The sequence below is a fragment of the Rhizobium sp. PDO1-076 genome (assembly GCF_000247475.1).
GTDB lineage: Bacteria > Pseudomonadota > Alphaproteobacteria > Rhizobiales > Rhizobiaceae > Allorhizobium.
Window position 1 is genome coordinate 1 of record NZ_AHZC01000404.1, and the last position, 25,164, is coordinate 25,164.

The following is a 25,164-nucleotide window of genomic DNA, read 5'->3' on the forward strand; positions in this document are numbered from 1 at the left end:
TCAACGCAGCTTGAGGGTCGAAAGGCCGAGCATGGCGAGGCCAACCGCAATGATCCAGAAGCGGATCACCACCTGGCTTTCGGTCCAGCCAAGCTTCTCGAAGTGATGGTGGATGGGCGCCATCAGAAACACGCGCCGTCCCGTCATCTTGAAATAGCCGACCTGGATGATGACCGACAGCGTTTCCATGACGAACAGACCACCGATGATTGCCATGACGATCTCGTGTTTGGTTGCGACCGCCACCGAACCGATCAAGCCGCCGAGCGCCAGCGAACCGGTATCGCCCATGAAAATGGCAGCCGGCGGCGCATTGAACCACAGGAAACCGAGACCGGCGCCGATCACGGCGCCCAGCAGCACGGCAAGTTCACCGGTGCCAGGAACGAAATGGATCTGCAGATAGTTCGAAAACACCGCGTTGCCGGTCAGATATGCGATGATGCCGAAGGACGCGGCAGCAATCATCACCGGCACGATGGCAAGCCCGTCGAGACCATCCGTCAGGTTCACCGCATTGCCGGCCGCAACGATGACGAAGCCGCCGAAGAGCACGAAGAAGATGCCGAGATCGATCATGAAATCCTTGACGAAAGGAAAGGTGATCGAAGAACCGAAGGTGGAGCCCTGGGCCCCCGAATGCAGCGCCGAACCCATCATGAAGTAGACGGCAATGCCCGCAATTACAAATTCGAGACCAAGGCGGGCCTTGCCCGAAAAGCCCTTGTCCGTCTGCTTGGTGACCTTCAAGTAGTCGTCGTAGAAACCGATCGCGCCGAAGCCAAGCGTTACCAGCAGCGTCGCCACGACATAGACATTCGACAGGTCGGCCCACAAAAGCGCCGACACGACAATGCCGGCCAGGATCATCAGTCCACCCATCGTCGGCGTACCGGCCTTCTTGAAATGGGTCTGCGGACCATCGGCCCGGATCGGTTGTCCCTTACCCTGGCGGACCCGAAGCGATGAAATCATCATCGGGCCGAACAGGAAGACAACAAGGGCCGATGTGAACAGGGCAGCACCCGTGCGGAAGGTGATGTACCGAAACAGATTGAAGAATTGAAAGTGGTCCGCCAGTTCCACAAGCCAGATTAGCATTGGAGCCCTTTCCAAAAGCCCGGATTAAAAGTGGCGCTCCGTGTCGGGGAATGCCGGATACTTGTCAAGCAGCGCCGCTACAATCTTGCCGAAACCAATCCCGAGCGAGGATTTCACCATGACCACGTCTCCGGCACGCACTTCGGCTGCGACGAAATTTGCCAGTTCCGCCGTCGTTTCCAGATAGACGACATGGACGCTTTCCGGCAGTGCATCGCGCAAGGCCGTCATTTCAGGTCCGGCAAGCCAGACATGCTCGATCCCGGCCGCCAGCAGCGGGCTTGCGAGATCGGCATGTACGCTTGCGGAAAAATCGCCCATTTCCAGCATGTCGCCAAGCACAGCAATCCGGCGACCATCATAGCCCGGCTGGGCAGCGGCAAGGACCGCGATCGCCGCCCGCATCGATGCGGGATTGGCATTGTAGCTCTCGTCAATCAAGGTCAGGACGTCTCGGCCGATCGCCAGCTTGTGGCGCTGACCACGCCCCTTGACCGGCGCAAGATTTGCCAATGCGTCGATCGCCGCATCGACATCGGCACCGACAAGCGAGACGGCAGCCAGGACAGCCATGGCATTTTCCGCCAAATGCCGGCCCGGCGCACCAATGCTGATTTCCCGAGTTTCTCCGCCAAACGAGACCCACACCGTCGAGCGTTCCGCCGCTCCATCGAATTCGGCAAGCCTGAACTCCGCCTTGGCATGCTGGCCGAAGGTATGGATATTCTCCACGCCGGCCGCATAGGCCGCCTGTTCGAGTTGTTCGAAATAGGCGTTGTCACGGTTGAGGATGACATCGCCGCCACGCGCCAGGCCATCGAAGATCTCCGCCTTGGCTGCTGCAATCTCCTCGACGCTCGAAAAATTACCCAGATGCGCCGGCGCGATCGTGGTTATGATCGCCACGTCCGGCCGTACCATCTGCGCCAGTGGGCCGATCTCGCCCGGGTGGTTCATGCCAATCTCGAACACGCCGTAGCGCGTATCCATCGGCATGCGCGCCAGCGTCAGCGGCACACCCCAGTGGTTGTTGAAGGATGCGACGGCGGCATGCACATTGCCGGACGGTTCCAGCGCAACACGCAGCATTTCCTTGGTCGTCGTCTTGCCGACAGATCCGGTCACCGCAATCACCGTGGCTGGTGTCCGATCACGTGCAGCCTGACCAAGCTTTTCCAGCCCGATCAATACGTCTTCGACCACGATCATCGGTACGGTCAGGCGCCCTAGAGCCGGAAGCTTTGCTTCATTGACCACCAGCAGCGACGCACCATTGGCGATCGCTATGCTGGCATAGTCGTGACCATCGACCCGGTCGCCTTTGATGGCAAAAAATGCCTCACCTGGCGTGATCGTGCGACTGTCGATCGAAATGCCGGTTATGCCCTCCGGCAGATTGCCGAAAGGTCGTCCGGCCATTGCGGCCACCATGTCACGCGACGTCCAAAGAAAGGTCAACGGTCGAACTCCTCCAATACTTTGCGCAGTTCGGCATGATCGGAAAACGGCAGGGTCTCAGTGCCGACGGTCTGGCCTTCTTCATGGCCTTTGCCGGCCACGATCAGCGTGTCGCCAGCGGCAAGCATCGCCACTGCGGCACGGATTGCCTGCGCACGATCGCCGATCTCGATACCCCGCGGCGTTGCCGCCATAATCTCGGAGCGGATGGTTGCCGGCACTTCAGAACGCGGATTATCGTCGGTGACGATAGTGATATCGGCAAGCCGCGTGGCGATTTCACCCATGATCGGGCGCTTGCCCTTGTCGCGATCCCCACCGCAGCCGAACACCACGATGACACGGCCGGTGGTAAACGGACGGACCGAGTTCAGGACGTTTTCCAGCGCATCCGGCTTGTGCGCATAGTCGACATAGGCAAGCGCACCGCTCTTGCTCTGGCCGACCAGTTCAAGCCGGCCCGAGGCACCCTTCAGATGCTCCAGCGCCTTGAGCGCCACGGCAGTCGCTGTGCCCGTCGAGATGGCAAGGCCGGCAGAAACCAGCGCATTGGCAATCTGGAAATCACCGGCAAGCGGGATATGCACCTCGAAGATCTCGCCATCGCAATGAACTTCGGCCACCTGCTTGTGGCGGAAATGCTCGACGCGCTTGAGGCTGAGGAAATCCCCCTTGCGACCGACGGTGCGCACGTCATGGCCGGCAGCCTTGGCGACACGGATCGCCTCGTCCGACCACGGGTCATCGGCAAAGATCACCGCCGGAGATCCCTTCGGCAGAAGCGTATCGAACAGCCGCATCTTGGCCGCCATATAGCCCTCGACGGTCGGATGGTAGTCCATGTGGTCGCGGCCGAGATTGGTGAAACCCGCGGCCGCGAGCTTGACGCCATCCAGCCGGCTCTGGTCCAGACCATGGCTGGATGCTTCCATTGCCGCATGGGTCACCCCTTCATCGGCCAACTCGCCGAGCAAGGTGTGAAGAGCGATCGGATCGGGCGTCGTCAGCGAGCCGTAGTCATTGCGTTTGGGCGAAATCACGCCGGTGGTGCCGATTTGTGCCGCAGCCTTGCCGGCCTCGGCCCAGATCTGCCGTGTGAACGACGCAACCGACGTCTTGCCCGCGGTCCCCGTGACGGCAACCATGATTTCGGGCTGCCGACCGACAAGACGGGCGGCTGCCATGGCCAGCAGGTGGCGCGGATTTTCGGCCGTGATCACCGGCACCGGGGAATCGACAGCATGGCTTGCGACGACGGCGGCGGCTCCCCGCGCAACGGCGTCGGCAACGTAGGTGGCTCCATCGGCGTTGCTGCCGGTCAGCGCAAAAAACAGGGTGCCGGGCACAACCTTGCGGCTATCGGCAGCAAGACCCGTGATCTCGATCGCGCCGACCTCCTTGGTCAACTGATCCTGATAGTGCTCGCCCGCCAGCTTGCCCAGTAACATCTGCATTCCATCCTCTCGGGGCAAGTCACGCCGAATCGCCCCGTCAATATTCGATCTGCTTAATAAGAGACGAGCAAAGCCGAGCCGTCTTCTCCGAATTTCGGTTCTACACCAAGAATTGCGGCGCTTCTGCGAATGATGTCGGCAACCATCGGTGCGGCCGTGTTGCCTGCCAGTGCGGCGCCGTTGCCCTTGTCGGTCTTCGGCTCGTCGATGAAGGTCAGCACGACGTAGCGCGGATTGTCGATCGGAAAGGCCGCCAGGAAGGCGTTGAAGTTCTTGTCGCCGACATAGCGACCGTTGACGACCTTGTCGGCCGTGCCGGTCTTGCCGCCGACGTCGAACCCTTCGACGCGTGCGTTGCGACCCGAACCCTTGACGCCGTTCCATTCGAACAGAAAGCGCATGTCATCGCTGGTCGATGGCTTGATCACCTGCTTGGCGACCAGATCGGCCTGTTCGCGCGTGCGTGGCAGGAATGTCGGCTCGATCAGCTTGCCGCCATTGACCAGTGCGACCCCGGCGACCGCCGTCTGCAACGGCGTTGTCGACACGCCGTGGCCGAAGGAAATGGTGATCGAGTTGATCTTTTTCCATTCGCGCGGCTGCGATGGCATCGCCACTTCCGGAAGTTCTGTCTGCATCTTGGTGAGCAGGCCAAGTCGCGTCAGGAATTCCTTGTGGCCATCGGTGCCGACCAGGTCGGCGACCTTTGCCGTGCCGATGTTCGACGAATACTGGAAAATTTCAGGCACGGTCAGGATGCGGTTCTTGCCATGGAAATCCTTGATGGTGAAACCGCCGATCCGGATCGGATAGCGGGCATCAAAGCTGTCCTTCAGAGACACCTTGCCGGAATCCAGTCCCATCGCGATGGTGAATGACTTGAAGGTCGAGCCCATCTCGAACGTGCCGTTCGACATGCGGCTGAGCCAGCCCTCTTCGGAACCAGCGGGATTGTTCGGATCGTAGTCGGGCAGCGAGGCCATGGCCAACACTTCACCGGTATGGGCATCGAGAACAACGCCGCCGGCGCCGAGCGCCTTGAACTTATCGACATAGGAAACAAGCACGTCGCGCACGATGTTCTGTACGCGGATGTCCATTGACAGCTTGACCGGCTCCAGCGGCATGTCGCTGGTCATGCCGAGCGCACGCAGATCGGCCATGCCCTGGTTGTCGATATACTTCTCCATCCCGGTCATGCCGCGATTGTCGATATTGACGTAGCCGACGATGTGCGAGGCGGTCGAGCCACCCGGATAGAAGCGACGTTTTTCCGGACGGAATCCGATGCCCGGGATGCCGAGCGCCAGGATCTGGCTCTGCTGTTTCGGCGTCAACTGGCGACGCAGCCACTGGAACCGCGAATTCGACGACAGCTTCTTGTAGGTCCCCTTGATGTCGAGGTCCCTGAGAACGGTTGCGAGCCTTTCGACCGCCTCATCCGGATCGACGATCTTGTGCGGCTCGGCAAACAGCGAAACCGTCCGAATATCGGTCGCCAGAACCTCGCCATTGCGATCGAGAATATCGGGGCGCGACGCCATCAGGCGATCGGCAGGCAGGATGCTGGACACCGTTTCCGGTTGCGCGTGGCCATACTGGACGAGGCGGCCGCCGATAATCGCATAAGCGAAGCAAAAGCCGGCAATCATGATGCCGACGCGGGTGCGCGCCATTTCCGTCTTGCGCTTGCCTGCACCCTTGAAGGTGGTACCATTGATCACGGTGCCGCTACGCTGCACATCGGTGGAGAAATGCGCCCGGCTTTTCAACAGCATGATTCGCGAGAGAAAGGTCATCAGTCGTCCACCGATTCCATGGGTTGCACCGATCCTGTCGTGATCAGATCCTTGACCGGATCCGACGGGGATTCACCCTGCGCCACCTCGGGCTTCGGCAACTGGTCCCTAGGCATCGGCAGTTCCACCGGTCGCGCCAATTGCTCCGGAGACGTTGGCTCCAGCTTCAGCTCTTGCGAATATGCCTTGACCAGACGCTCCAACCGGTTCGGCTGCGTCAGCAGTGCTCTATCGGCCCGAAGCAGCTCGATTGTGTCCTGCTCAAGCTTGATCTCGGCCTCCAGACGGCGAACCTCCACCGCCTTGTTATCGGTATGGTGCTTGATCTGATAGGTGACGGTCGCCGCCGCCAGCATCGATCCGACAAGAATGAGATCGAAGGTTCTGAGCATTGTTAGCCTCCGATCTTGTCGAGAGTGGCAAGGTCCGGCAGATCGAATATCGACATGTCGGCGCGTTCTGCAGGTGCTTTGGTCCGGATGCCGGCACGCAGCTTGGCAGAGCGGGCGCGCGGATTGATCTCCGCCTCGGCTTCGGTTGCAGCAACAATGCCTTTGCCGACAGGCTCGAAGGTCGCTGGACGTGCTTCGACCATGGGAAGATGGCGCGAACCTGACGCCTTGCCGGAACGCTCGGAAAAGAACTTCTTCACGATGCGATCTTCCAGCGAATGGAAAGTGACAACCACCAGCCGGCCGCCCGGCTTCAATGCACTTTCCGCCGCAAAAAGAGCCTGCGCCAGTTCGCCGAGTTCGTCGTTGACGAAGATCCGCAACGCCTGGAACACGCGGGTCGCAGGATGGATCTTATCCTTGGCTTTGCGCGGATTGACCGTCTCGATTAGGTTGGCCAGTTCACGCGTCGTGCGGAAAGGCTCGGTGGCCCGGCGCTTCTCGATCGCGCGCGCGATACGGCCCGCATGCTTTTCTTCACCGAGAAAGCCGAAAATCCGAATGAGGTCGGTCAGCTTGGCACGATTGACCACATCGGCAGCCGAAACACCGGAGGACGACATGCGCATGTCGAGCGGGCCATTGCGCTGAAAAGAAAAGCCGCGATCAGCCTCATCGATCTGCATCGAGGAAACGCCGATATCGAGCACGATGCCATCCAGACCTTCGGCAGGCGCGTGCTCGGCAAGTTGCGAAAACTGGGTGTGCCGCAGGGATAGATGGCCATTGCTAGCCTCGACCAGCGCCTGCCCCGCAGCAATCGCATTCGGATCGCGGTCAAGCGCGATCACATCGGCGCCAGCGCCGAGGATGGCGGCCGTGTAACCGCCCGCACCGAAAGTGCCATCAAGGATGACCTTGCCCGGCTGCGCCTCGAGCGCCGCCAGAACTTCCGGGAGAAGAACCGGAATGTGGCGAACCGGTCCGCCATTGGCATCAGGTGTACCCTCGCCAAGATTCGCCGCCATTCCGTTTCCCCGTCTTTCTAGGTCCGCAGGCCTCGCTGCCTGACGACCTCTCTGGCCTTCGCCTGCGCCTCGTGAAACGCCTGCGGCTGCCACACTTGAAAATGATCCGATCGACCGACGAAGCAGACCTCCGAGGAAATCCCCGTAAAATCCCGAATGAACTCCGTCATCATCAGCCGTCCCTCCGCATCGAGTCGCATGAAGACGCCACCACCGTGCAACAGCAGTGACATCTCGTTTGCCCCCAAAGCAAAAGGATCTTCCGCCGCCACTTTCCGCTCGTATCGCTCCAGCAAATCGGGGCCGCCGATATTGATTGCCGGATAGACGAAATCCTGGAGACAATAAAGCTCCTGAATGTCGCGCACCGCGAGCACGGCACGAAACGCCGCAGGAACAGAAACCCGCCCCTTCGCATCGATCCTGTTTGTCGCATTGGACAGGAAGCGGCTCATAGCAATCGACCGACCTCCTACTCGACAGGAAGCCACTGATTGGCCTCCGGAAACTCGTTACGCCAACCGCTGACAACCCGACATTCAGTCCCTCTGCATTGCTCGCCGCACTGCTGAACTGCCTGCCTGAATTCTGGGCTTTCGGGGTGAAATCGACCCCTTCAACGGCATGCATTTGGGATACCATGGGACACTATGGGCGTCAATGGGAACGGACTGGCGGAACCCCTTTCAGGATTCAATCATTGATAGGCCGTTAAGCTTAACGAATGGTTAGAAAGCGCTGGGAAGGCAGCGCTTTTTCGGCACGGCGCGCCATGGCGCCGATTTAAGCACGAGTAGTTTTAATCCGGGGATTTCAGCCGCTTGGCTGTTTTTCGCTATTGTCGCCCATGCCCGCCCGCCCATGTCCGCCCAGAGACGGAAGAGGGAGAATTTGCCAGTTGGCCTGTAAGCCGGGTTCTGTATGGCTCCGGTTGCCCGGAACGTGGCAGCCATTCATCTGGGACAGCATTTGCACGCTGCCTCTCGCAACCCACCCGGATGACTGGCCCGGAAACAGGCTGTGGCGGCGCTTTCGCGTCACCCGCGTCATCCCTATTCGGTCTTGCTCCCGGTGGGGTTTACCATGCCGTCCCTGTTGCCAGCGACGCGGTGGGCTCTTACCCCACCCTTTCACCCTTACCTCGCAGCGCCCGATGCTGGGCATCGGACAATCGAGGCGGTTTCCTCTCTGTGGCACTTTCCCTAGGGTCGCCCCCGCCGGACGTTATCCGGCACCGTGTTTCCGTGGAGCCCGGACTTTCCTCCCCTTACCGTCTTTCGACATTGGTAAAGCGCGGCTGCCCGGCCAACTGGCATGGCGTCCTTAAACGACAGAGCCGGCGAAAGCCAACAAAAACATATGCGCGGCGTACACTTGGCCGCTTTTGGTGAATCAGTCCCTGAAGACCGGAGCAAAGACATCGCCATAGGCATCGTCCTGGATGGCGCCATACTGCAGCAGTTCCGCTCCGAGCCGGCCGATTTCGTCCGAGCTCTTGGCAGCCGCCCCGCAACCGCCGGTCAGCACGGCGATACGGTCGCTGGCAAAACCGATGGCCGGATAGTTGTCCGGCGTGAACGACGTCACGCAGGCCGCCATGCTGACCGGCGCATCCGCAAGGCTAGGCACGATCTGGCCGACAATCCGTTTGAGATGATCGCGCGTTGTCTCGCGCCCGCCGCCACGGAACCAGGCACGCACCTCCGGCTCAGTCGCCAGAAGCAGGTCATCCGGATCTCCGCCGATCTTGAGATAGGTTCGTCCATCGGGATAACGCACCGGTGGCAGGAGATAGATGTGGTCACGCGGATCATCCGGCTGATGGATCAGCGACGGCATAGCCGCATAGGAGGCAAGATCCGCGTCGGCAATCTCGAAAAAAGCAACCGTTCGTCCATAAACCGATAAATGAACAGGCCGCGGCATGAGGTTCGCAGCAATGGAGAAGCCACCGGCAGCCACCAGAACCTTTTCGGCACTAAACTCCCTGCCATCATCCGTGGTGACGATCGCCAGTCCCGCCTCTTCGCGGATCGACACGACCGCATGGCGGACAAGCGTGGCGCCGGCCTTTTCGGCCAGCAAGCTCTGCGCCTCGACAAGCCTGCGCGGATTGACATAGCCGGCATTTGCGCCCTCGAAGACACCTTCGCAGCCGAGGCCGAAATCGAAATAGCCGAAGCGGCTTTTCAGTTCCGCATCCGACAACATTTCGGTCTCGACGAGAAGAGCGTTTGCCGCCGCTTCAACCTGGGAGATATAAGGGTCGGAACCACCGCGTTTCGGCCCGACGATCAGGCAACCGACTTCCCGGTAGAAGTCGACACCGCTGTCTGCCGCGATAGCCCCGTAGCGGGCGATCGAACGATTGGCGAGCCGTGCCCAGACAGGATTTGAATCAATCGTCCGGGTGATCCGAGCCTCGTCATAGTGACTGGCAAACACGCCGCGATGGGTAGACCAGTTCAACGGCTCATCAGGACCGATGATCGCCACCCCATCGCTCGATCCAGCTAGATAGCGGCCGGCCGCAGCTCCCATCATACCACGCCCGACAACGATCGACTTGAAGCGTTCCACCATGACTCACCATCCAATGCATGTTCGTTCTTTGGATAGCATGACGGAACACTCTGTCCAGCGGGTGCGATCATCCGCCACAAGAGATCGTTACGTCCCGATCAGGGCAAGCACCTTGCCGCAGTAACGCTTGGAGACCGGGTTCATGCGCTTGGCGCCGTGACCGGCATTGTAGCGCAGGATGGTGCTGCAGGTTTCGCCGTCGCCAAGATCATGGGCCTTGGACAGGTACTTCATGCCGTAGCGGATGTTGGTTTCGGGATCATAGAGCCCCTTCTTGCTGCCGTTATAGCCCATGTAGCGTGCGGTTGCGGGCTTGATCTGCATCAGCCCGATTTCACCGGCGCTGCCGCGTGCCTTCGGGTTGAAGTTGCTCTCGATACGCACCACCGCATGTGCCAGATCAACAGGCACGCCATACTGCTTGGCATATTTGGAAATGATCGCGCCATAGGGGCTTTTCGAAAACGCCGGAGCCGTCGGGAAGCCGGCATCGCGGGTGATCGTCTTCAGAGGCATTTTGAAACGACCTTCGTCGTCTCCGGCAAGCGCCGCCTGGGTGTGGGACAAAAGGATAGCGAGGCATGCCGCAGCAGCAACGAGTCGTCTGTTCATGAAAAGGTCAGTCTCCTACAAAGGCAGGTCATCGGCGCGCTTCGAAGCGGACGCAATCCTTCGGCGTCACGAGCCCACGGGGGCTCGCCAAACCATGCCTTTATGTTGATGTTTGCGGCCGGATCCGAAAGGTTCCACGCCGCTGTTCAGCCCGCTCTTTAGACCGGCTCATTAAGGAATTCGTGTGGCACTGCAACAATTCGGCCGATGAACCGTTAACTCAAGCACCATTGTACACAGGCGCTGAAGCGAGGTTTCAGGCAAATCTCGGCAGGCTGGTCAGCAACCGGTGTAGCGTCTCGATGGTGGAACTGTCTGCGATGCCGTCAACCTTGACGGGCCGAAAATGACGCTGGAAAGCGGCCACGACGCCTTCGGTTCTGGCGCAATAATCGCCATTGATTTCAAGCGTATAACCATAGATCGACAGCATCGATTGCAGGGCCTCGACCGGCTGCCCCTGATCGCCGCGCTGGAAAAACCGTCCACCGCCGAGTGGCGCCGGCTCGACCCAGTGGCCGACGCCCGCATGATAGAGCTTGGACCAGGGGAAATTTTCACCCGGGTCGACCTTGCGAACAGGCGCCACATCGGAGTGTGCCAGCACCCTTTCAGGGGCAATCTGGTGCCTTTCGACGCATTCGCGACACAATTCGATCAGGGATTCGATCTGCCGATCGGGATAATCGGGAAGGCCGGCGGGGTGTCCGGCATTGGCGATCTCGATGCCGATCGAGCGCGAATTGATGTCTGTCTCGCCGGCCCACGAACTCTGACCCGCATGCCAGGCCCGGCGATCTTCAGGCACCATCTGCACCACCCGCCCGTCCTCATGCACGATGTAGTGGCTCGATACCTGGCTATCGGGATTGCACAGCCAGGCCTGCGCGCCCTCACCCGTCGGCATGCCGGTATAATGAAGCAACAGAATATCGGGACGGGTCACGCCGATCCGTTCGCCGAAATTCGGCGATGGAACCACCTCGGCGAGGCGGCATTCGGCGGCAAAGGATGTCATGCGGCCCGGCGTTCTTTTTCAATCGCGGAATAGGCCGCGTTGAACTTTGCCATGCGATGGGTTGCAACCGAATGGAATTCGGCCGGAATACCCCGTGCATGCAAGCGATCCGGATGATGTTCCGCCGCCAGCGAGCGATAACGCTTGCGAATCGTCGCGAAGTCATCGGAAGGCTGCACACCGAGTACGCCATACGGGTCGCCATCGAGATGGATATGCCGTTCGGTGATCATCGCGAAGCGCTCTTCGGGAATAGCGAAGATCTCCGAGATCCTGGCAAGAAACGCCATTTCGCTCTCGTGCACCAGCCCATCTGCCTTGGCGATATGGAACAGCGCATCGATGATGTCCTCAAGCACCGGGCAGAAATTATCGCAGGTCCGGCACATGTTGGCGAGGTTCTTGGCATAGGTCTCGAAACCCGCCACGTCCTGGCGCGCCAGATTATAGAGACGGGCAACGTTGCGCGCCTCTTCCGGCGGAAAATCGAAAATCTTGCGGAAGGCATCGACCTCGGCCACGGAAACCACGCCATCGGCCTTGGCCATCTTGGCGGACAGCGCAATGATCGCTACCGAGAAGGAAACACGACGGCGGGTTTCGGGGTCGCCTTCGAAGACGGTCCGGATGGCCTCGATCATTCCATGCAGCGCGCTGCCCGCAGCATCACCGATCGCGCCGAGCAAACGGTCCCAGAATGACGATATTTGCTCGCAGGCGAAATCAAAAATCATGGCGCGACCTTGACCAAATATCGGCCAAAAAGCAACCCGACACCGCCCCTGCGGCATTAAACTTTATTCATGTTCGGTTGCGAATTGCTGAACCAGCACGACGATTTACATTCCCGCAATTGATTGGACTATTCACCGAGCGCATGCGAGCAGCCGTCAAACATTCCCGGTGGAACTTATGCAAATAGAAATTTCCAAAGGCACGCTCGGCCTCGGTCTCGGTGCGATCGGTGTCACGATGTTCGGCCTGACCCTGCCGATGACCCACCTCGCTCTCCAGGGCTTCTCGCCGGAAGTCATCACATTTGGCCGCGCCGTCATCGCCACGGTCGCAGCAGGTCTTGCCCTTCTGGCGCTTGGCAAACGCTTGCCCGCCGGCGCGTTTCCGACGCTGTTTCTCGCCGGCCTCTGTCTCGTTTACGGCTTCCCGATCTTTTCATCGATTGCGATGCAGACCCTGCCCGCCGGCCATGGCGGCGTCGTTCTAGGGCTGCTGCCGCTGCTCACGTCGATCTTCGCGGTGATCGTCGATGGCGAACGGCCGAGCCCGCTCTTCTGGGCCTGCGGCCTGACGGGTGCCGGTCTTGTCGCTGTGTTTTCGATAAGACAGAACGGCTTCCAGTTGGAGATCGGCGACCTCTGGCTTTTTGCCGCTGCTGTCTCTGCCTCCTTCGGCTACGTGCTGTCAGCGCGCCTCGCCCGCAATCTGTCCGGCTGGGAGGTGATATCCTGGGCTCTCGTGGTGACATTGCCGATATCGCTTGTCGGACTGGCCCTGACCACCGCAAATGGCGTTCATGCGCCCGACCAGGCTGCCATCGGCGCCCTGCTCTATCATGGCCTGATCTCGATGTTTGGCGGCTTCGTTTTCTGGAATGCCGGTCTCGCCATCGGCGGAATTGCCAAGGTTGCGCAGATCCAGTTGATGCAGACGTTTGTCACCTTGGCCTTTTCCACAATCTTGCTCGGCGAGCAGATCGGGATTGAAACGATTATATTTGCACTTGCAGTTGCCTTCGTCGTCTGGCTCGGCCGAAAGGCCCGTTTTTCTTGATTTTTTGGCTTTACAGCCCGCGCTGACTGTCGCATCCATTCGACCGGAAACGTCATGAAGACGGCACTGCCGGACGGTGCCCAAGGAGGATCGATGGCCAAACAGAAAGTTGCAATGTTGACCGCCGGTGGCCTAGCGCCTTGCCTCTCGTCCGCCGTCGGCGGCCTGATCGAGCGCTACAACGACATCGCCCCCGACATCGAGATGATCGCCTACAAGTCCGGTTATCGCGGCCTGCTGATGGACTACAAGATCGAGATCAACCAGGAGATGCGCGAGAAGGCGTATCTCCTGCATCGCTACGGTGGGTCGCCGATCGGCAACAGCCGCGTCAAGCTGACCAACACCGCCGATTGCGTCAAGCGCGGCCTGGTGAAGGAAGGCGAAAATCCGCTGCGCGTCGCGGCCGAACGCCTGGCGAATGACGGGGTGACAATCCTTCACACTATCGGCGGCGACGATACCAACACCACGGCCGCAGATCTGGCCGCCTATCTTGGTGCCCATGGCTATGACCTGACTGTCGTCGGCCTGCCCAAGACCGTCGACAATGATGTCGTGCCGATCAGGCAGTCGCTCGGCGCCTGGACGGCCGCCGACGTCGGTGCCCGCTTCTTCGACCATGTGTCTAACGAACAGAGCGCCGCACCGCGCTCGCTCGTCATTCATGAAGTGATGGGCCGCCATTGCGGCTGGCTGACCGCGGCAACCGCCCGCGCCTATATCCAGCGCACCAAGCACAACGAATATATCGACGGCTTCATGATGAACCAGGAGCTCAAGAACATCGATGGCCTCTACCTTCCGGAAACCCATTTCGACATGCAGGCCGAATCCGAGCGCCTGAAGGAGATCATGGACCGCACCGGCTTTGTCACGCTGTTCGTTTCCGAAGGCGCCTGTCTCGATGAAATTGTTGCTGAACGCGAAGCCTCCGGTGAGGAGGTCAAGCGCGATGCCTTCGGCCATGTGAAGATCGACACGATCAATGTCGGCAACTGGTTCCAGAAGCAATTTGCCAAACTGCTCGATGCCGAGCGCTCGATGGTGCAGAAATCCGGTTATTTCGCCCGCTCCGCTCCGGCAAACGCCGAGGACCTGCGCCTGATCCAGAGCATGGTCGATCTCGCCGTGGAAAGCGGATTGAACAAGATTTCCGGCGTGACCGGACACGACGAAGACCAGGGCGGCAAGCTTCGCACGATCGAATTTCCACGGATAAAGGGAGGCAAGGCCTTCGATCTTTCGACCCCGTGGTTCAAGGACGTGATGGATTATTTGGGCCAGAAGTACCATCCTGTGAATTGACCTTGGGAGCGAAAGCTGGCTTCCTCTTCTGAGGAGGAGTGAGTTAAAATGTCCAATGTAACCTGGTTCACATTCGTGGCTGCGTCAGCGGTCATTCTTGTCATTCCCGGACCATCGGTGCAGCAGGTCGTCTCCTATGCACTCGGCTATGGTCGCAAGACGGCCTTCGCCACGGTGATCGGCGTGGCACTCGGCCACCTGGTGGTGATGTCTGCCTCGCTCGCAGGGCTTGCCGCCCTGCTCTGGAGCTCGGCCGCAACATTTGCCGCGGTCAAATGGATGGGTGCCGCCTATCTCGTCTACATGGGGATCCATCTCTGGCGCGCGCCCGTAGGCAAGGGACCGATTGCCGACAATGACAACCTTCCGCAAGAAAAGCCGCTAAAGATCATCACCCACTGCTTCGCGGTGACGGTGCTCACCCCGAAGAGCATGGTCTTTTTTGTCGCATTCCTGCCACAATTCCTCACGTCTTCGGCCCCGGTTCTTGAGCAGGCTTCGGTGCTCTTGGCGACCTTTGTCACCCTGTCGATTGTCAACACGGTGGCCTATGCGCTGCTTGCCGGAAAAGCCCGGCAATACATCCGAAAACGCTCGGTTCGCAGGACGACCAAGCATGGCAGCGGCACCGTTTTGATCGCGGCCGGAGCGGTCACCGCAGGCTACCGCAAGATCGCCGCCTGACGGCCCAAAGCGGCCGATTTCGCCAAGCGCTTGCCGCCAAGGCCCGCTTGGATTAATAAATGGAAATCTTAACGGTCGGTGATTTGTTTCCTCACCGGTCGCCTGCAGCGTGAAAACGGATAGTGGCATGATCGTCAAGAAAGACCGCGGCATTGCGATTTGCATGGCTGCTACCTTGCTAGCCGGCCTCACGGGATGCACCGCGATCGATGAGAACATGAAGGCGGACCTGGCCTCAGCACCTGTGGCCAAGCCCAATTCGGCGGAGATGCGGGCAGCCAATGCAGCCGAAGCCATTTCCAACGGAACGGCACCAGCGGCAACAGTAACCACCCCTGCCGAACTGGCCGCAGCCAATCCCGGCCCTGCCCCGATCATTCCCGGAACAGAAACTGCGGCACCGATTCCAATGCTGAAGGAATCGTCACTTGCCGCCACGGCGCCGCAAACGGCAGCAACCCAGGCCCTGACCACGATGGCTACAGCGACGCCGCTTCCAGGCGTCGAGCAGCAGGCAGCGATGACCGCCAGCGCAGCGGCTGTGCAGGACATTGCAGCACCTCCCGGCCCGGCAGCCACTGCGACAACTGTTGCGACAACGGCAAGCACAGTGCCTGCACCCGCGCCCATCATGCTTGCCTACGCAGCCCCCTTGCGCAGGACAGCCCTGACCAGCTTCGGCGACCCCTTCGACATCACCTCACCAGGCTCGCCACCGGAACGGGACCCCGAGCCGGAAACGCTGAGCGGCGGACCGACCAAGCTCAACGCGCTGATCAAGAAATATGCGAAATTCTATGAGATCCCCGAGGATCTTGTGCACCGTGTCGTGAAGCGTGAGAGTACATACAATCCCGGCGCCTACAGCCGGGGCAATTACGGCCTTATGCAGATCCGCTACAACACCGCCAAGGCCATGGGCTACAGCGGCGAGCCGTCGGGCCTCTTCGACGCCGAAACCAACATCAAATATGCCGTCAAATACCTCAAGGGTGCGTGGCTCGTGGCCGACAACGACCATGATCAGGCGGTCCGCCTCTACGCACGCGGCTACTACTACGACGCCAAGCGCAAGGGCATGCTGCACCTGACGCAGTAAGTCTCGAAACGGCACCATCGCACCATCCCGCAACAGCCCGATCGTCCTCCTTGAAACAGGACCGAATCGGAAGACCGTGCACGACGGTCTGCTCCCCATTCCACTCTATACCGTGCAGCGCCCCACATGCACGCTTCAAAGGCGCGCCGCACCCCGGATTGAGGCGGCCGCGGTCGAAAACTTCGATAGCCAAATCAATTTCTTAGCGAGTGTTGGTTAGACGCGTCGAGCGGCCGGCCCAGCCACATCATCGAACGCACGTCATCAAACTGTAGCATCGCAGGGCTACACGCCATCAACTTCTAACGGATGGCGGATCGAGATGACCGAGATTGCACCGGATGCTGGCTTTCATGAGAACCACAAGCTCAAGGACGCACTCCTCCAGCACAAGCCCCTTTCGAAAGACGGGCTGTCCGAACGCCTGTTTGGCCTGCTGTTTTCCGGGCTCGTCTATGCCCAGATCTGGGAAGACCCGGACGTCGACATGGAGGCCATGGATCTGGCCGAGGGGCATACGATCGTGACGATCGGCTCCGGCGGTTGCAACATGCTCGCCTATCTCAGCCGAAGACCTTCCTCGATCGACGTCGTCGACCTGAACCCCAACCACGTCGCACTCAATCGGCTGAAGCTCGCAGCCTTTCGCCATTTGCCCGATCATGCGGCGGCTGTCCGCCTTCTGGCAACAGCGGGCGAAGCCGGCAATAGCCGCCTGTATGACCGACATGTCGCGCCCAATCTCGATACAGCGACGCGCAGCTATTGGAACCAGCGCGGCCTGACCGGCAGACGTCGGGTCTCGGTGTTCAACCGCAACCTCTATCGCACCGGCCTGTTGGGGCGCTTCATCGGCGTCGGTCATCTCCTCGCCCGTCTGCATGGTGTCCGCCTTGAGGAGATCACCGCCGCAACCTCGCTACGCGACCAGCGCCAATTCTTCGACAGCCGCATCGCACCACTGTTCGATAAGCCGTTGATCCGCTGGCTGACCAGCCGCAAGAGCTCGCTTTTCGGCCTCGGCATTCCGCCGCAGCAATATGACGAACTCGCCAGCCTGTCCGAGGGCGGAACGATTGCTCCGGTCCTGCGCCACCGGCTGGAAAAGCTGGCCTGCTATTTTCCGCTGAAGGACAATTATTTCGCCTGGCAGGCATTTGCACGCCGCTATCCCACCGCGGAAGAAGGTACCCTGCCGACATATCTGAAGCGTGAACATTACCCGGTTATCCGTGACCACATCGATCGGGTTCAGGTTCATCACGCCAATTTCACCGAGTTGCTGGCAAAAAAGCCCGCAGCCAGCGTCGACCGCTACGTACTGCTCGACGCCCAGGACTGGATGAACGAGCGCCAGCTCAATGAACTGTGGGCGGAAATCACCCGCACCGCTGCCCCCGGCGCCCGCGTCATCTTCCGCACAGCCGCCGAAAAGAGCGTGCTGGATGGCAAGCTCTCCGACAGCCTGCTCTCTCAGTGGCACTACCAGGCGGAGCGCTCCACGGCACTGAACAAGCAGGACCGCTCGGCGATCTACGGCGGTTTCCACATCTATGAGAAGCCGCTGGCATGAGCGAACAGGCAACAGACGGCGTCATCGACCAGCCGCATGCAGAACGCATGGACAGCATGTATCGCTACCAGCGCCACGTCTACGACCTGACACGGAAATATTACCTGCTCGGCCGTGACCGCATGATCACCGGTCTCGACGTCCCACAATCAGGCACCCTGCTGGAGGTCGGCTGCGGCACGGGCCGCAACCTGCTTTTCGCCCAACGCCTCTACCCGACGGCGCATCTTTACGGCCTCGACATATCGGCGGAAATGCTGGTCTCGGCGCGTGCCAACTTCCGCGGCCGCACCACCCAGCCTGTGCTTACCGTCGCCGACGCTACAGCGTTCGACGCAAGCCAGTTCGGCACGCAGGGATTCGACCGAGTGATGATCTCCTACGCCTTGTCGATGATCCCGGACTGGGAAAAGGCGATCGACTGCGCACTTGATGCCGTCGCACCCGGTGGCTCGCTGCATATCGTCGACTTCGGCCAGCAGGAAGACCTGCCGCGCTGGTTCCGCAATCTGTTGCGCAACTGGCTGTCGCGCTTCCATGTCACGCCCAGGAGCGCCCTGCGGGAGGCGCTGGAGCAACGTACCGCCGCACGCAGCGCGACACTCACTTTCGAGCCGATCGGTCGAGGCTATGCATGGCACGCGATGATCAGAATCTGAACCTGTTCCGTCATTAACTCAGCAAGACGGATTGCATATAACCAAGTTTTAACGATGATGGACCATGAATGGTGTTCGCGCCTCTTGTGTCTCGCGTTCGTGCGCACCGCTCTTGGGGCATGATTCCAACTCCAATTGATGGAACATCCATGCGGTGGCTTCTCCTGGCGCTCTTGCCGATTTCGCTGTCACTGGCAGCCTGCACCTCCACCAGCTATGACCTGATGGAAACGGCATCGATTTCGCCGCGCTTCAAGGATACCGATCCGCAGGATTTCGACGGCAAAACACCGCATCGCCACAACGTGCATGGCATCGACGTGTCGAAATGGAACGGCGACATCGACTGGAACCAGGTCCGCCGCTCCGGCGTTTCCTTCGCCTTCATCAAGGCGACTGAAGGCAAGGACATGGTCGATCCCCGCTTCAATGCCTACTGGCAGCAGGCACGCGCCGCTGGCGTTCCCCATGCGCCGTACCACTTCTTCTACTTCTGTTCGACGGCCGACGAACAGGCTGACTGGTTCATCCGCAACGTACCCAAGCAGTCCATGCATCTGCCGCCCGTACTCGATGTCGAGTGGAATCCCACTTCGAAAACCTGCAAAAGCCGCCCGGATGCGGCAACTGTACGCAGCGAGATGAAGCGGTTCATGGACCGCATCGAAGCCTATTACGGCAAGCGCCCGATCATCTACACATCGGTTGATTTCCATCGCGACAATCTCGAAGGCGCATTCCAGGACTATCATTTCTGGGTGCGGGCCGTCGCCCAGCATCCCAACGAGATCTACCCGGAGCGCCGCTGGGCCTTCTGGCAGTATACGTCGACCGGCGTCATTCCGGGCATCAAGGGCGGAACGGATATCAACGTCTTTGCCGGCACGGAGGCAAACTGGAAAAAGTGGGTTGCATCCGTTTCCAGGTAAATGCGGCCCACAACCTGAGAAATTGCTTGAAATGAGACCATGGCGGCACGAGTCCTTGTGCCGCCATCTCTCTTTCGTCAAAAAGTCGCTTAATAACCGTCCGTAAGAAACATCTAAGGACCATATGATGACCTTCGCCTCACGCTTTGCCCTTCCCCTCGCCTTCCTCATGGCATCCACCAGCCTTTCGATGGCAGCCGAATGCGGCGGCGATCTCGGCACCTTCCTCCAGGGCGTCAAGGCGGAAGCCTTAGCCGCCGGCGTCCCCGCAGATATTGCTGAACAGGCTTTGGCCGGCGCCAGGATCGACGAAAAAGTTCTGGCCCGTGACCGCTCGCAAGGTGTGTTCAAGCAGACATTCCTCGAATTCTCCCAGCGCACCGTCAGCCAGGCTCGCCTCGATATCGGCCGCCAGAAACTGCAGCAGTACAAGGCAGTGTTTGACCGGGCTGAGCAGGAATTCGGCATTCCTTCCGGCATCATCGCCGCTTTCTGGGCCATGGAGACCGATTTCGGTGCGGTGCAGGGTGATTTCAGCACCCGCAACGCGCTGGTGACGCTCGCACACGACTGCCGCCGTCCGGAACTGTTTCGCCCGCAACTGTTGGCCCTGATCGAAATGGTCCAGCATGGCGATCTCGATCCCGCCACCAACACAGGAGCCTGGGCCGGCGAAATCGGCCAGGTACAGATGCTGCCCAAAGATATCATCGAATTCGGTGTCGATGGGGACGGCGATGGCCATATCAACGTCAAGCAGAGCGCACCGGACGCTATTCTGACCGCGGCCAAGTTCATCCAGCACCTCGGCTTCAAGCGCGGCGAGCCGTGGATTCAGGAAGTCACTATTCCCGACAACCTGCCATTCGAAAAGACGGGCCTGAGCGGGCCGCTGACGGCCGGCGAATGGTTCGCACTCGGCGTCACCCCGCGTGACGGCAATACGGCCTCAGGCAACCTGCCTGCATCGCTGGTCCTGCCGCAGGGGCGCAAGGGCACTGCATTCCTGACCTATCCGAACTTCAACATCTATCTGGAATGGAACCAGTCGTTCATCTACACGACTTCCGCCGCCTACTTTGCCACCCGTCTGATGGGCGCTCCGCCTTACCTGAAGGGCACCCCGGAACAGGGTCTCGGCGACGTTGAAATGAAGGCGCTCCAGACGAAGCTCCAGACACGCGGCCATGACGTCGGCAAGATCGACGGCATTCTGGGATCAGGAACCCGTGTCGCCATCCAGAAGGAACAGCAGCGGCTGGGCGTGCCGGCCGATGGCTGGGCGACACCATCCTTGCTGAACACCCTGTGACCCATAGATTGGCCTCATGAAACGGGTGGTTTCAGCAAGGCCGCAAGACTAGCGTGGGGCTCCGATTCGAAAGGTGCCCCATGCAACAACGACCCTCCCCGGCCCTGACCCCGGCCCTGACCTTGAACGCGACCACCTGGGTCCTGCTGATCCTGCTCGGCTTTATCTGGGGCGGCTCGTTCTTCTTCGCGCGGTATGCGGTCGCCTATGTACCGCCGTTCACCCTGGTCTTCCTGCGCCTGTCGCTCGCAGCGGTGGCCCTGCATCTCTATCTGCGCGGCGGTGACGACTTCTATCGGACACTGAAGACACGCTGGCGCGCCTTCCTTCTGCTCGGGCTGATCAACAATGCCATCCCGCACACGCTGATCTTCCTCGGCCAGACGGAGATCGGCGCCGGCCTTGCCTCGATCCTCAATGCGACAACGCCGATCTGGACGGTGCTTATTGCCAACAAGCTGACCGCCGACGAGAAGCTTTCGCCAGCCAAGATCGCTGGAACCATCCTCGGCCTCTCCGGCACCGCCGTCTTGATCGGGCCGAGCACCTTCCTGCAGACGGACGTGCCGTTATGGGCAGTTCTGTTGCCGATCCTTGCCGCAGTCTCCTACGGCTTCGCCGCCACCTACGGCAAACGCTTTCGTGACGTGCCCGCCCCGGTGACGGCAGCCGGGCAGTTGACAGCCTCGTCGCTTGTCATGTTGCCCGCAGCACTTGTCATCGACCAGCCATGGGCACTGTCCATGCCGCCGCTCAGCGCAATCGCGGCCATTCTGGCTTTGGCGCTGCTCTCGACCGCCTTCGCCTACATCCTGTTTTTCCGCATCATGGCAGTCGCCGGCGCCACCAACGCCTCACTCGTGACGCTGCTCGTTCCGCCCAGCGCAATCCTGCTCGGTGCGCTTTTTCTCGGCGAAATTCTGCACCCGCTCGACATCGTCGGCATGGCACTGATTGGCGCCGGTCTGCTCGTGCTGGACGGCCGCCTGCTCGGCTACCTGCCATTTGGCAGCAAATCTCGCCTCGGCTGAGTGGTGCTAAAAAGCAACAACCCGCATCATATTGGAGCCCGACAGGTCACGTTTGTTAAACTTCATTAACAACAGCTGAAAATTCTTAAGCAACTGAAATAGATCGATATTTTGCCGGCTGCGACAACTTATCCACCGGCCATCACCGCACCGCAGCACAGAATTTGCTTTTCGATGACACAAATCGGACATAACATCTAACGGTCAAACACAAGGAGGCAGACATGGGACTGACTAATTCTATCAATGTCCTTATCGTCAGTGCGGCGTTTGTGTTCATTACCACCATGCTGTTCATCTGACCGGGAGTGAGATGAGCCAAGAGCGATGAAGCGGCCAACCAAGGCCGCTCAGGCAGGAATGGTTTCAGAAATCAAAAAGGCGCATGACGGCCCCCGTCATGCGCCTTTCACTTGATACCAACTGCCCATTCAGGCCGCAGCACCAGACAACGTTCGAGACTTGCCGTCCAGCCCAAGCCGCGACAGCGTAGCAATCGTCAGTGGTGCACGGTTCATCGTATAAATGTGGAAATCCCGGATACCGCGCTTCGCCAGATCAGCGATCTGCTCGGCAGCAATATCCGCCGCCACCGCTGCCCGATCCTGCGCATTGCAATCGGTTCCTTCGAAACGACGATCGATGCTCGCCGGAACCGATGCCCCACACATCGAGGCAAAACGCTTCAACTGCGTCAGGTTCTGGATCGGCATGATACCGGGCACGATCGGAATGGTGATACCCGCGGAAAGCACCCGGTCGAGATAGCGGGCGTAGACATCATTGTCGAAAAAGAACTGCGTCAACGCCCGGGTCGCGCCAGCATCCACCTTGCGCTTGAGCATGTCCAGATCGACGGCTTCATCCGGGCTTTCCGGATGCTTTTCCGGGTAGGCCGAGACAGACACCTCGAAATCGCCCATTTCGCGCAATCCGCCAACAAGATCGGCGGCATTGATGAAACCTTCCGGATGCGGCTGATAGGCCGCGCCGACGCCGTCTTGCGGGTCGCCGCGCAGCGCGACGAAATGCCGGACACCCACGGCCCTGAACTCCTCGACCACACGCCGCACCTCGTCGCGCGTCGCCCCGACACAGGTCAGGTGCGACGCTGTCGGCATAGGCGTATCGCTGATCAACCGCTTTACCGTGCTCAGCGTCGGTTCGCGCGTCGTGCCGCCGGCACCGTAGGTGACGGATACGAAATCAGGCTGCCAGGGCGCCAGCGCCTCGACAGTTGACCAGAGCTGGTCTTCCATATCCGGCGACTTCGGCGGAAAGAATTCAAACGAGATGCGCAGGTCTGCAGCGTCTTCGATCGCTCTTTGGTGCTCGGCCATTTATCTGCTCCCGGTCTGTAAAATTACTGCATCCTCACCGGCTGGTGCCAGAACGGCGTCGCGTCGGGCAAGCCAGATGGTGACTGTAAGGCCCCTGCCCGCCGCACTTTCCGGCGGCAGATCGACCACTTCCTCGACGTGGAATCCGTTTCGGTTCAGCCAGTCGGCCATGATCTGCCGCGAGAACCCAAGCCGGACATGGGCATGTTCGTCGCGCAGATATTCCAATTCATGCGGCGCCAGATCGACAATCGCCAGCCGACCATTCGGCTTCAACATGCGCGCCGCCTCGGCCAGCGCCAGTTCAGGCTGCTCAAGAAAGTGCAGCACTTGGTGGATTGTCACCAGATCGTAGTCTGAAGCATCAAGCGGCAGGTTGAGAATGTCGCCATGGCGCACCGACGCCGACAGAACGCCACCCTTGTCGAGATTTGCGCGTGCGACCGACAGCATGTCGCGACTTGCATCGATGCCGGTTGCCCGACGATAATGGCTTGAGAGAAGCTGCAGGATGCGACCCGTGCCTGTACCGAGATCGAGCAGCGCATCGATCGGCTCCGGTCCGACAAGCTTGAGCAACGCAGCCTCGACATCGGCATCGTTGACATGCAGGCGGCGCAGTTCGTCCCACTCGGACGCATTGCGGCTGAAATATTCCTGCGCCCGCTGCGCCCGCGAACGCTTGACGGCGGCGAGACGCTCCCTGTCGCGCTGCAGGACCGGATCAGCCTCCTGCGCCGCATCCAGCAGGACATGAGTCAGATCGGCAGCGGCGCCATCCTGCTTCAATCGAAAGAACGCCCAGGCCCCCTCCTGATACCGATCGACCAGTTCGGCCTCGGCGAGAAGCTTCAGGTGTCGGGAAATTCGGGGCTGCGACTGCCCGAGAATTTCGGTAAGATCGGTGACGGTCAGGTCGCCAGCCGACAGGAGCGCAAGCAGGCGAAGACGGGTGGGCTCACCCGCCGCCTTTAGCAACTCCACCAGTGCATCCACGCCAAACTTCATCCCAGACCTCGAAAAGCAATAATCATATAAAGATATGTTTATGTCGCTCAAGAAATTCATGCAAGCATTATCTGCTTCGAATTTTGACAGGACATATGACGCTCGAGGGCGAGATCTCCGGGGCGCTCTACTCCCACCACAGGCGAACCGACCCGGCGCGCTGTCGAAAGACTGTACGTAAAAAAGCCCCGGCAACGGCCGAGGCTTTCTTCGATAAAGGGCGGCTGACATAAACCGCCGAATGGTGACACGATCAGCGCGTCAGCCGCTTGTAGGCCTGGCTACCCGGATTGAGCGCATCGGCACCCAAACGACGCACCTTATCCTGCTCGTAGTCTTCGAAGTTGCCTTCGAACCATTCGACATGGCCGTCGCCTTCGAAGGCGAGGATATGCGTCGCCAGCCGGTCGAGGAACATGCGATCGTGGCTGATGATGATGGCGCAGCCGGCAAAGTTTTCCAGCGCCGTTTCCAGCGCACCCAGCGTTTCGGTATCAAGGTCGTTGGTCGGTTCGTCGAGCAGCAGGACATTGCCGCCGGCCTTCAGCATCTTGGCGAGGTGAACGCGGTTGCGCTGACCACCCGAGAGATTGCCGACCTTCTGTTGCTGGTCGCCGCCCTTGAAGTTGAAGGCGCCGCAATAGGCGCGGGAGTTCATGTCAAACTTGCCGAGCTTGATGACTTCGGCACCGCCCGAGATTTCTTCCCAGACTGTCTTGTCGGCCGCCAGCGCGTCGCGGCTCTGGTCGACATAACCGAGATGCACCGTCTCGCCGATACGGATCGAGCCGGAATCCGGCTTCTCCTGGCCGGTGATCATCTTGAACAGCGTCGTCTTGCCGGCGCCGTTCGGACCGATGATGCCAACGATACCGCCCGGCGGCAGCTTGATCGACAGATCGTTGATCAGCGTGCGACCTTCAAAGCCCTTGGTGATGCCTTCCATCTCGATAACGACGTTGCCGAGACGTTCGGACACAGGGATGAT

23 protein-coding genes and 1 other RNA gene are annotated in these 25,164 nt (G+C 60.0%); 9 read left to right on the plus strand and 15 right to left on the minus strand.

The features are described 5' to 3' along the window. From mraY to PDO_RS21555, 12 genes are all read right to left on the minus strand, one after another. Nucleotides 1-1,101, minus strand: coding sequence for a phospho-N-acetylmuramoyl-pentapeptide-transferase (gene mraY / locus PDO_RS21505; RefSeq protein WP_007606855.1), 1,101 nt, complete (start codon nucleotides 1,099-1,101; stop codon nucleotides 1-3). Nucleotides 1,102-1,125: 24 nt separating this feature from the next. Beyond that, nucleotides 1,126-2,559, minus strand: a complete 1,434-nt coding sequence (locus PDO_RS21510) for a UDP-N-acetylmuramoylalanyl-D-glutamyl-2,6-diaminopimelate--D-alanyl-D-alanine ligase (protein WP_007606856.1) — start codon at nucleotides 2,557-2,559, stop codon at nucleotides 1,126-1,128. Next, nucleotides 2,556-4,007: a UDP-N-acetylmuramoyl-L-alanyl-D-glutamate--2,6-diaminopimelate ligase gene (locus tag PDO_RS21515; protein WP_037075016.1), complete on the minus strand. Its 1,452-nt coding sequence runs from the start codon at nucleotides 4,005-4,007 to the stop codon at nucleotides 2,556-2,558. Before PDO_RS21515 ends, PDO_RS21510 begins: the two co-directional genes overlap by 4 nt. Before the next feature lie 59 nt (nucleotides 4,008-4,066). Continuing rightward, complete coding sequence (locus PDO_RS21520; protein WP_007606858.1) at nucleotides 4,067-5,812, minus strand: peptidoglycan D,D-transpeptidase FtsI family protein; 1,746 nt, start codon at nucleotides 5,810-5,812, stop codon at nucleotides 4,067-4,069. Next, nucleotides 5,812-6,204, minus strand: a complete 393-nt coding sequence (ftsL, locus tag PDO_RS21525) for a cell division protein FtsL (protein ID WP_007606859.1) — start codon at nucleotides 6,202-6,204, stop codon at nucleotides 5,812-5,814. The genes PDO_RS21520 and ftsL overlap by 1 nt, the downstream gene beginning before the upstream one ends. A 2-nt stretch (nucleotides 6,205-6,206) precedes the next feature. Next, the gene (gene rsmH / locus PDO_RS21530) at nucleotides 6,207-7,232 is read right to left on the minus strand and encodes a 16S rRNA (cytosine(1402)-N(4))-methyltransferase RsmH (protein ID WP_007606860.1); all 1,026 of its coding nucleotides are present in this window, start codon (nucleotides 7,230-7,232) and stop codon (nucleotides 6,207-6,209) included. Between the two features lie 17 nt (nucleotides 7,233-7,249). Next, nucleotides 7,250-7,687: a division/cell wall cluster transcriptional repressor MraZ gene (gene mraZ, locus PDO_RS21535; RefSeq protein ID WP_007606861.1), complete on the minus strand. Its 438-nt coding sequence runs from the start codon at nucleotides 7,685-7,687 to the stop codon at nucleotides 7,250-7,252. Nucleotides 7,688-8,122: 435 nt separating this feature from the next. Beyond that, an RNA gene (gene rnpB / locus PDO_RS26815) (RNase P RNA component class A) lies at nucleotides 8,123-8,545 on the minus strand. A gap of 79 nt (nucleotides 8,546-8,624) precedes the next feature. After that, on the minus strand, nucleotides 8,625-9,815 hold the full coding sequence (locus PDO_RS21540; protein ID WP_007606869.1) for an NAD(P)/FAD-dependent oxidoreductase: 1,191 nt from the start codon (nucleotides 9,813-9,815) through the stop codon (nucleotides 8,625-8,627). 87 nt (nucleotides 9,816-9,902) lie between these two features. Further along, nucleotides 9,903-10,427 carry a lytic transglycosylase domain-containing protein gene (locus PDO_RS21545; protein ID WP_007606871.1) on the minus strand — a complete coding sequence of 175 codons (525 nt, stop codon included), beginning with the start codon at nucleotides 10,425-10,427 and terminating at the stop codon, nucleotides 9,903-9,905. A gap of 256 nt (nucleotides 10,428-10,683) precedes the next feature. Continuing rightward, nucleotides 10,684-11,445 carry an N-acetylmuramoyl-L-alanine amidase gene (locus PDO_RS21550; protein ID WP_007606873.1) on the minus strand — a complete coding sequence of 254 codons (762 nt, stop codon included), beginning with the start codon at nucleotides 11,443-11,445 and terminating at the stop codon, nucleotides 10,684-10,686. Next, a complete protein-coding gene (locus tag PDO_RS21555; RefSeq protein ID WP_007606875.1) occupies nucleotides 11,442-12,179 on the minus strand; it encodes a J domain-containing protein in 738 nt (245 codons plus the stop codon). The genes PDO_RS21550 and PDO_RS21555 overlap by 4 nt, the downstream gene beginning before the upstream one ends. A 178-nt stretch (nucleotides 12,180-12,357) precedes the next feature. On the opposite strand from PDO_RS21555, the gene PDO_RS21560 reads away from it, so the two are divergent. From PDO_RS21560 to PDO_RS21600, 9 genes are all read left to right on the plus strand, one after another. Continuing rightward, nucleotides 12,358-13,233, plus strand: coding sequence for a DMT family transporter (locus tag PDO_RS21560; protein WP_007606877.1), 876 nt, complete (start codon nucleotides 12,358-12,360; stop codon nucleotides 13,231-13,233). A 93-nt stretch (nucleotides 13,234-13,326) separates the two neighbouring features. After that, nucleotides 13,327-14,541 carry a pyrophosphate--fructose-6-phosphate 1-phosphotransferase gene (locus tag PDO_RS21565; RefSeq protein WP_007606879.1) on the plus strand — a complete coding sequence of 405 codons (1,215 nt, stop codon included), beginning with the start codon at nucleotides 13,327-13,329 and terminating at the stop codon, nucleotides 14,539-14,541. Nucleotides 14,542-14,589: 48 nt separating this feature from the next. Next, entirely contained in the window at nucleotides 14,590-15,225 is a 636-nt protein-coding gene (locus tag PDO_RS21570; protein ID WP_007606881.1) for a LysE family translocator, read from the plus strand. A gap of 127 nt (nucleotides 15,226-15,352) precedes the next feature. Beyond that, nucleotides 15,353-16,324, plus strand: coding sequence for a lytic transglycosylase domain-containing protein (locus PDO_RS21575; RefSeq protein WP_007606882.1), 972 nt, complete (start codon nucleotides 15,353-15,355; stop codon nucleotides 16,322-16,324). 322 nt (nucleotides 16,325-16,646) lie between these two features. Then, nucleotides 16,647-17,897: a BtaA family protein gene (locus PDO_RS21580; RefSeq protein ID WP_007606883.1), complete on the plus strand. Its 1,251-nt coding sequence runs from the start codon at nucleotides 16,647-16,649 to the stop codon at nucleotides 17,895-17,897. Beyond that, the gene (locus PDO_RS21585; protein WP_007606884.1) at nucleotides 17,894-18,556 is read left to right on the plus strand and encodes a class I SAM-dependent methyltransferase; all 663 of its coding nucleotides are present in this window, start codon (nucleotides 17,894-17,896) and stop codon (nucleotides 18,554-18,556) included. Before PDO_RS21580 ends, PDO_RS21585 begins: the two co-directional genes overlap by 4 nt. Nucleotides 18,557-18,705: 149 nt before the next feature. Then, on the plus strand, nucleotides 18,706-19,485 hold the full coding sequence (locus tag PDO_RS21590; RefSeq protein ID WP_007606885.1) for a glycoside hydrolase family 25 protein: 780 nt from the start codon (nucleotides 18,706-18,708) through the stop codon (nucleotides 19,483-19,485). A gap of 124 nt (nucleotides 19,486-19,609) precedes the next feature. After that, on the plus strand, nucleotides 19,610-20,797 hold the full coding sequence (locus PDO_RS21595) for a lytic murein transglycosylase (RefSeq protein ID WP_037075012.1): 1,188 nt from the start codon (nucleotides 19,610-19,612) through the stop codon (nucleotides 20,795-20,797). An 80-nt stretch (nucleotides 20,798-20,877) separates the two neighbouring features. Continuing rightward, the gene (locus tag PDO_RS21600) at nucleotides 20,878-21,828 is read left to right on the plus strand and encodes a DMT family transporter (protein ID WP_007606887.1); all 951 of its coding nucleotides are present in this window, start codon (nucleotides 20,878-20,880) and stop codon (nucleotides 21,826-21,828) included. Nucleotides 21,829-22,259: 431 nt separating this feature from the next. Here the strand turns inward: PDO_RS21600 and metF are convergent, their stop codons facing one another. From metF to PDO_RS21615, 3 genes are all read right to left on the minus strand, one after another. Beyond that, complete coding sequence (gene metF / locus PDO_RS21605) at nucleotides 22,260-23,168, minus strand: methylenetetrahydrofolate reductase [NAD(P)H] (RefSeq protein ID WP_007606888.1); 909 nt, start codon at nucleotides 23,166-23,168, stop codon at nucleotides 22,260-22,262. Then, complete coding sequence (locus PDO_RS21610; RefSeq protein ID WP_007606890.1) at nucleotides 23,169-24,176, minus strand: ArsR/SmtB family transcription factor; 1,008 nt, start codon at nucleotides 24,174-24,176, stop codon at nucleotides 23,169-23,171. Between the two features lie 253 nt (nucleotides 24,177-24,429). After that, nucleotides 24,430-25,164: ATP-binding cassette domain-containing protein (locus tag PDO_RS21615; protein ID WP_007606891.1), on the minus strand; the 735-nt coding region annotated here is incomplete at its 5' end.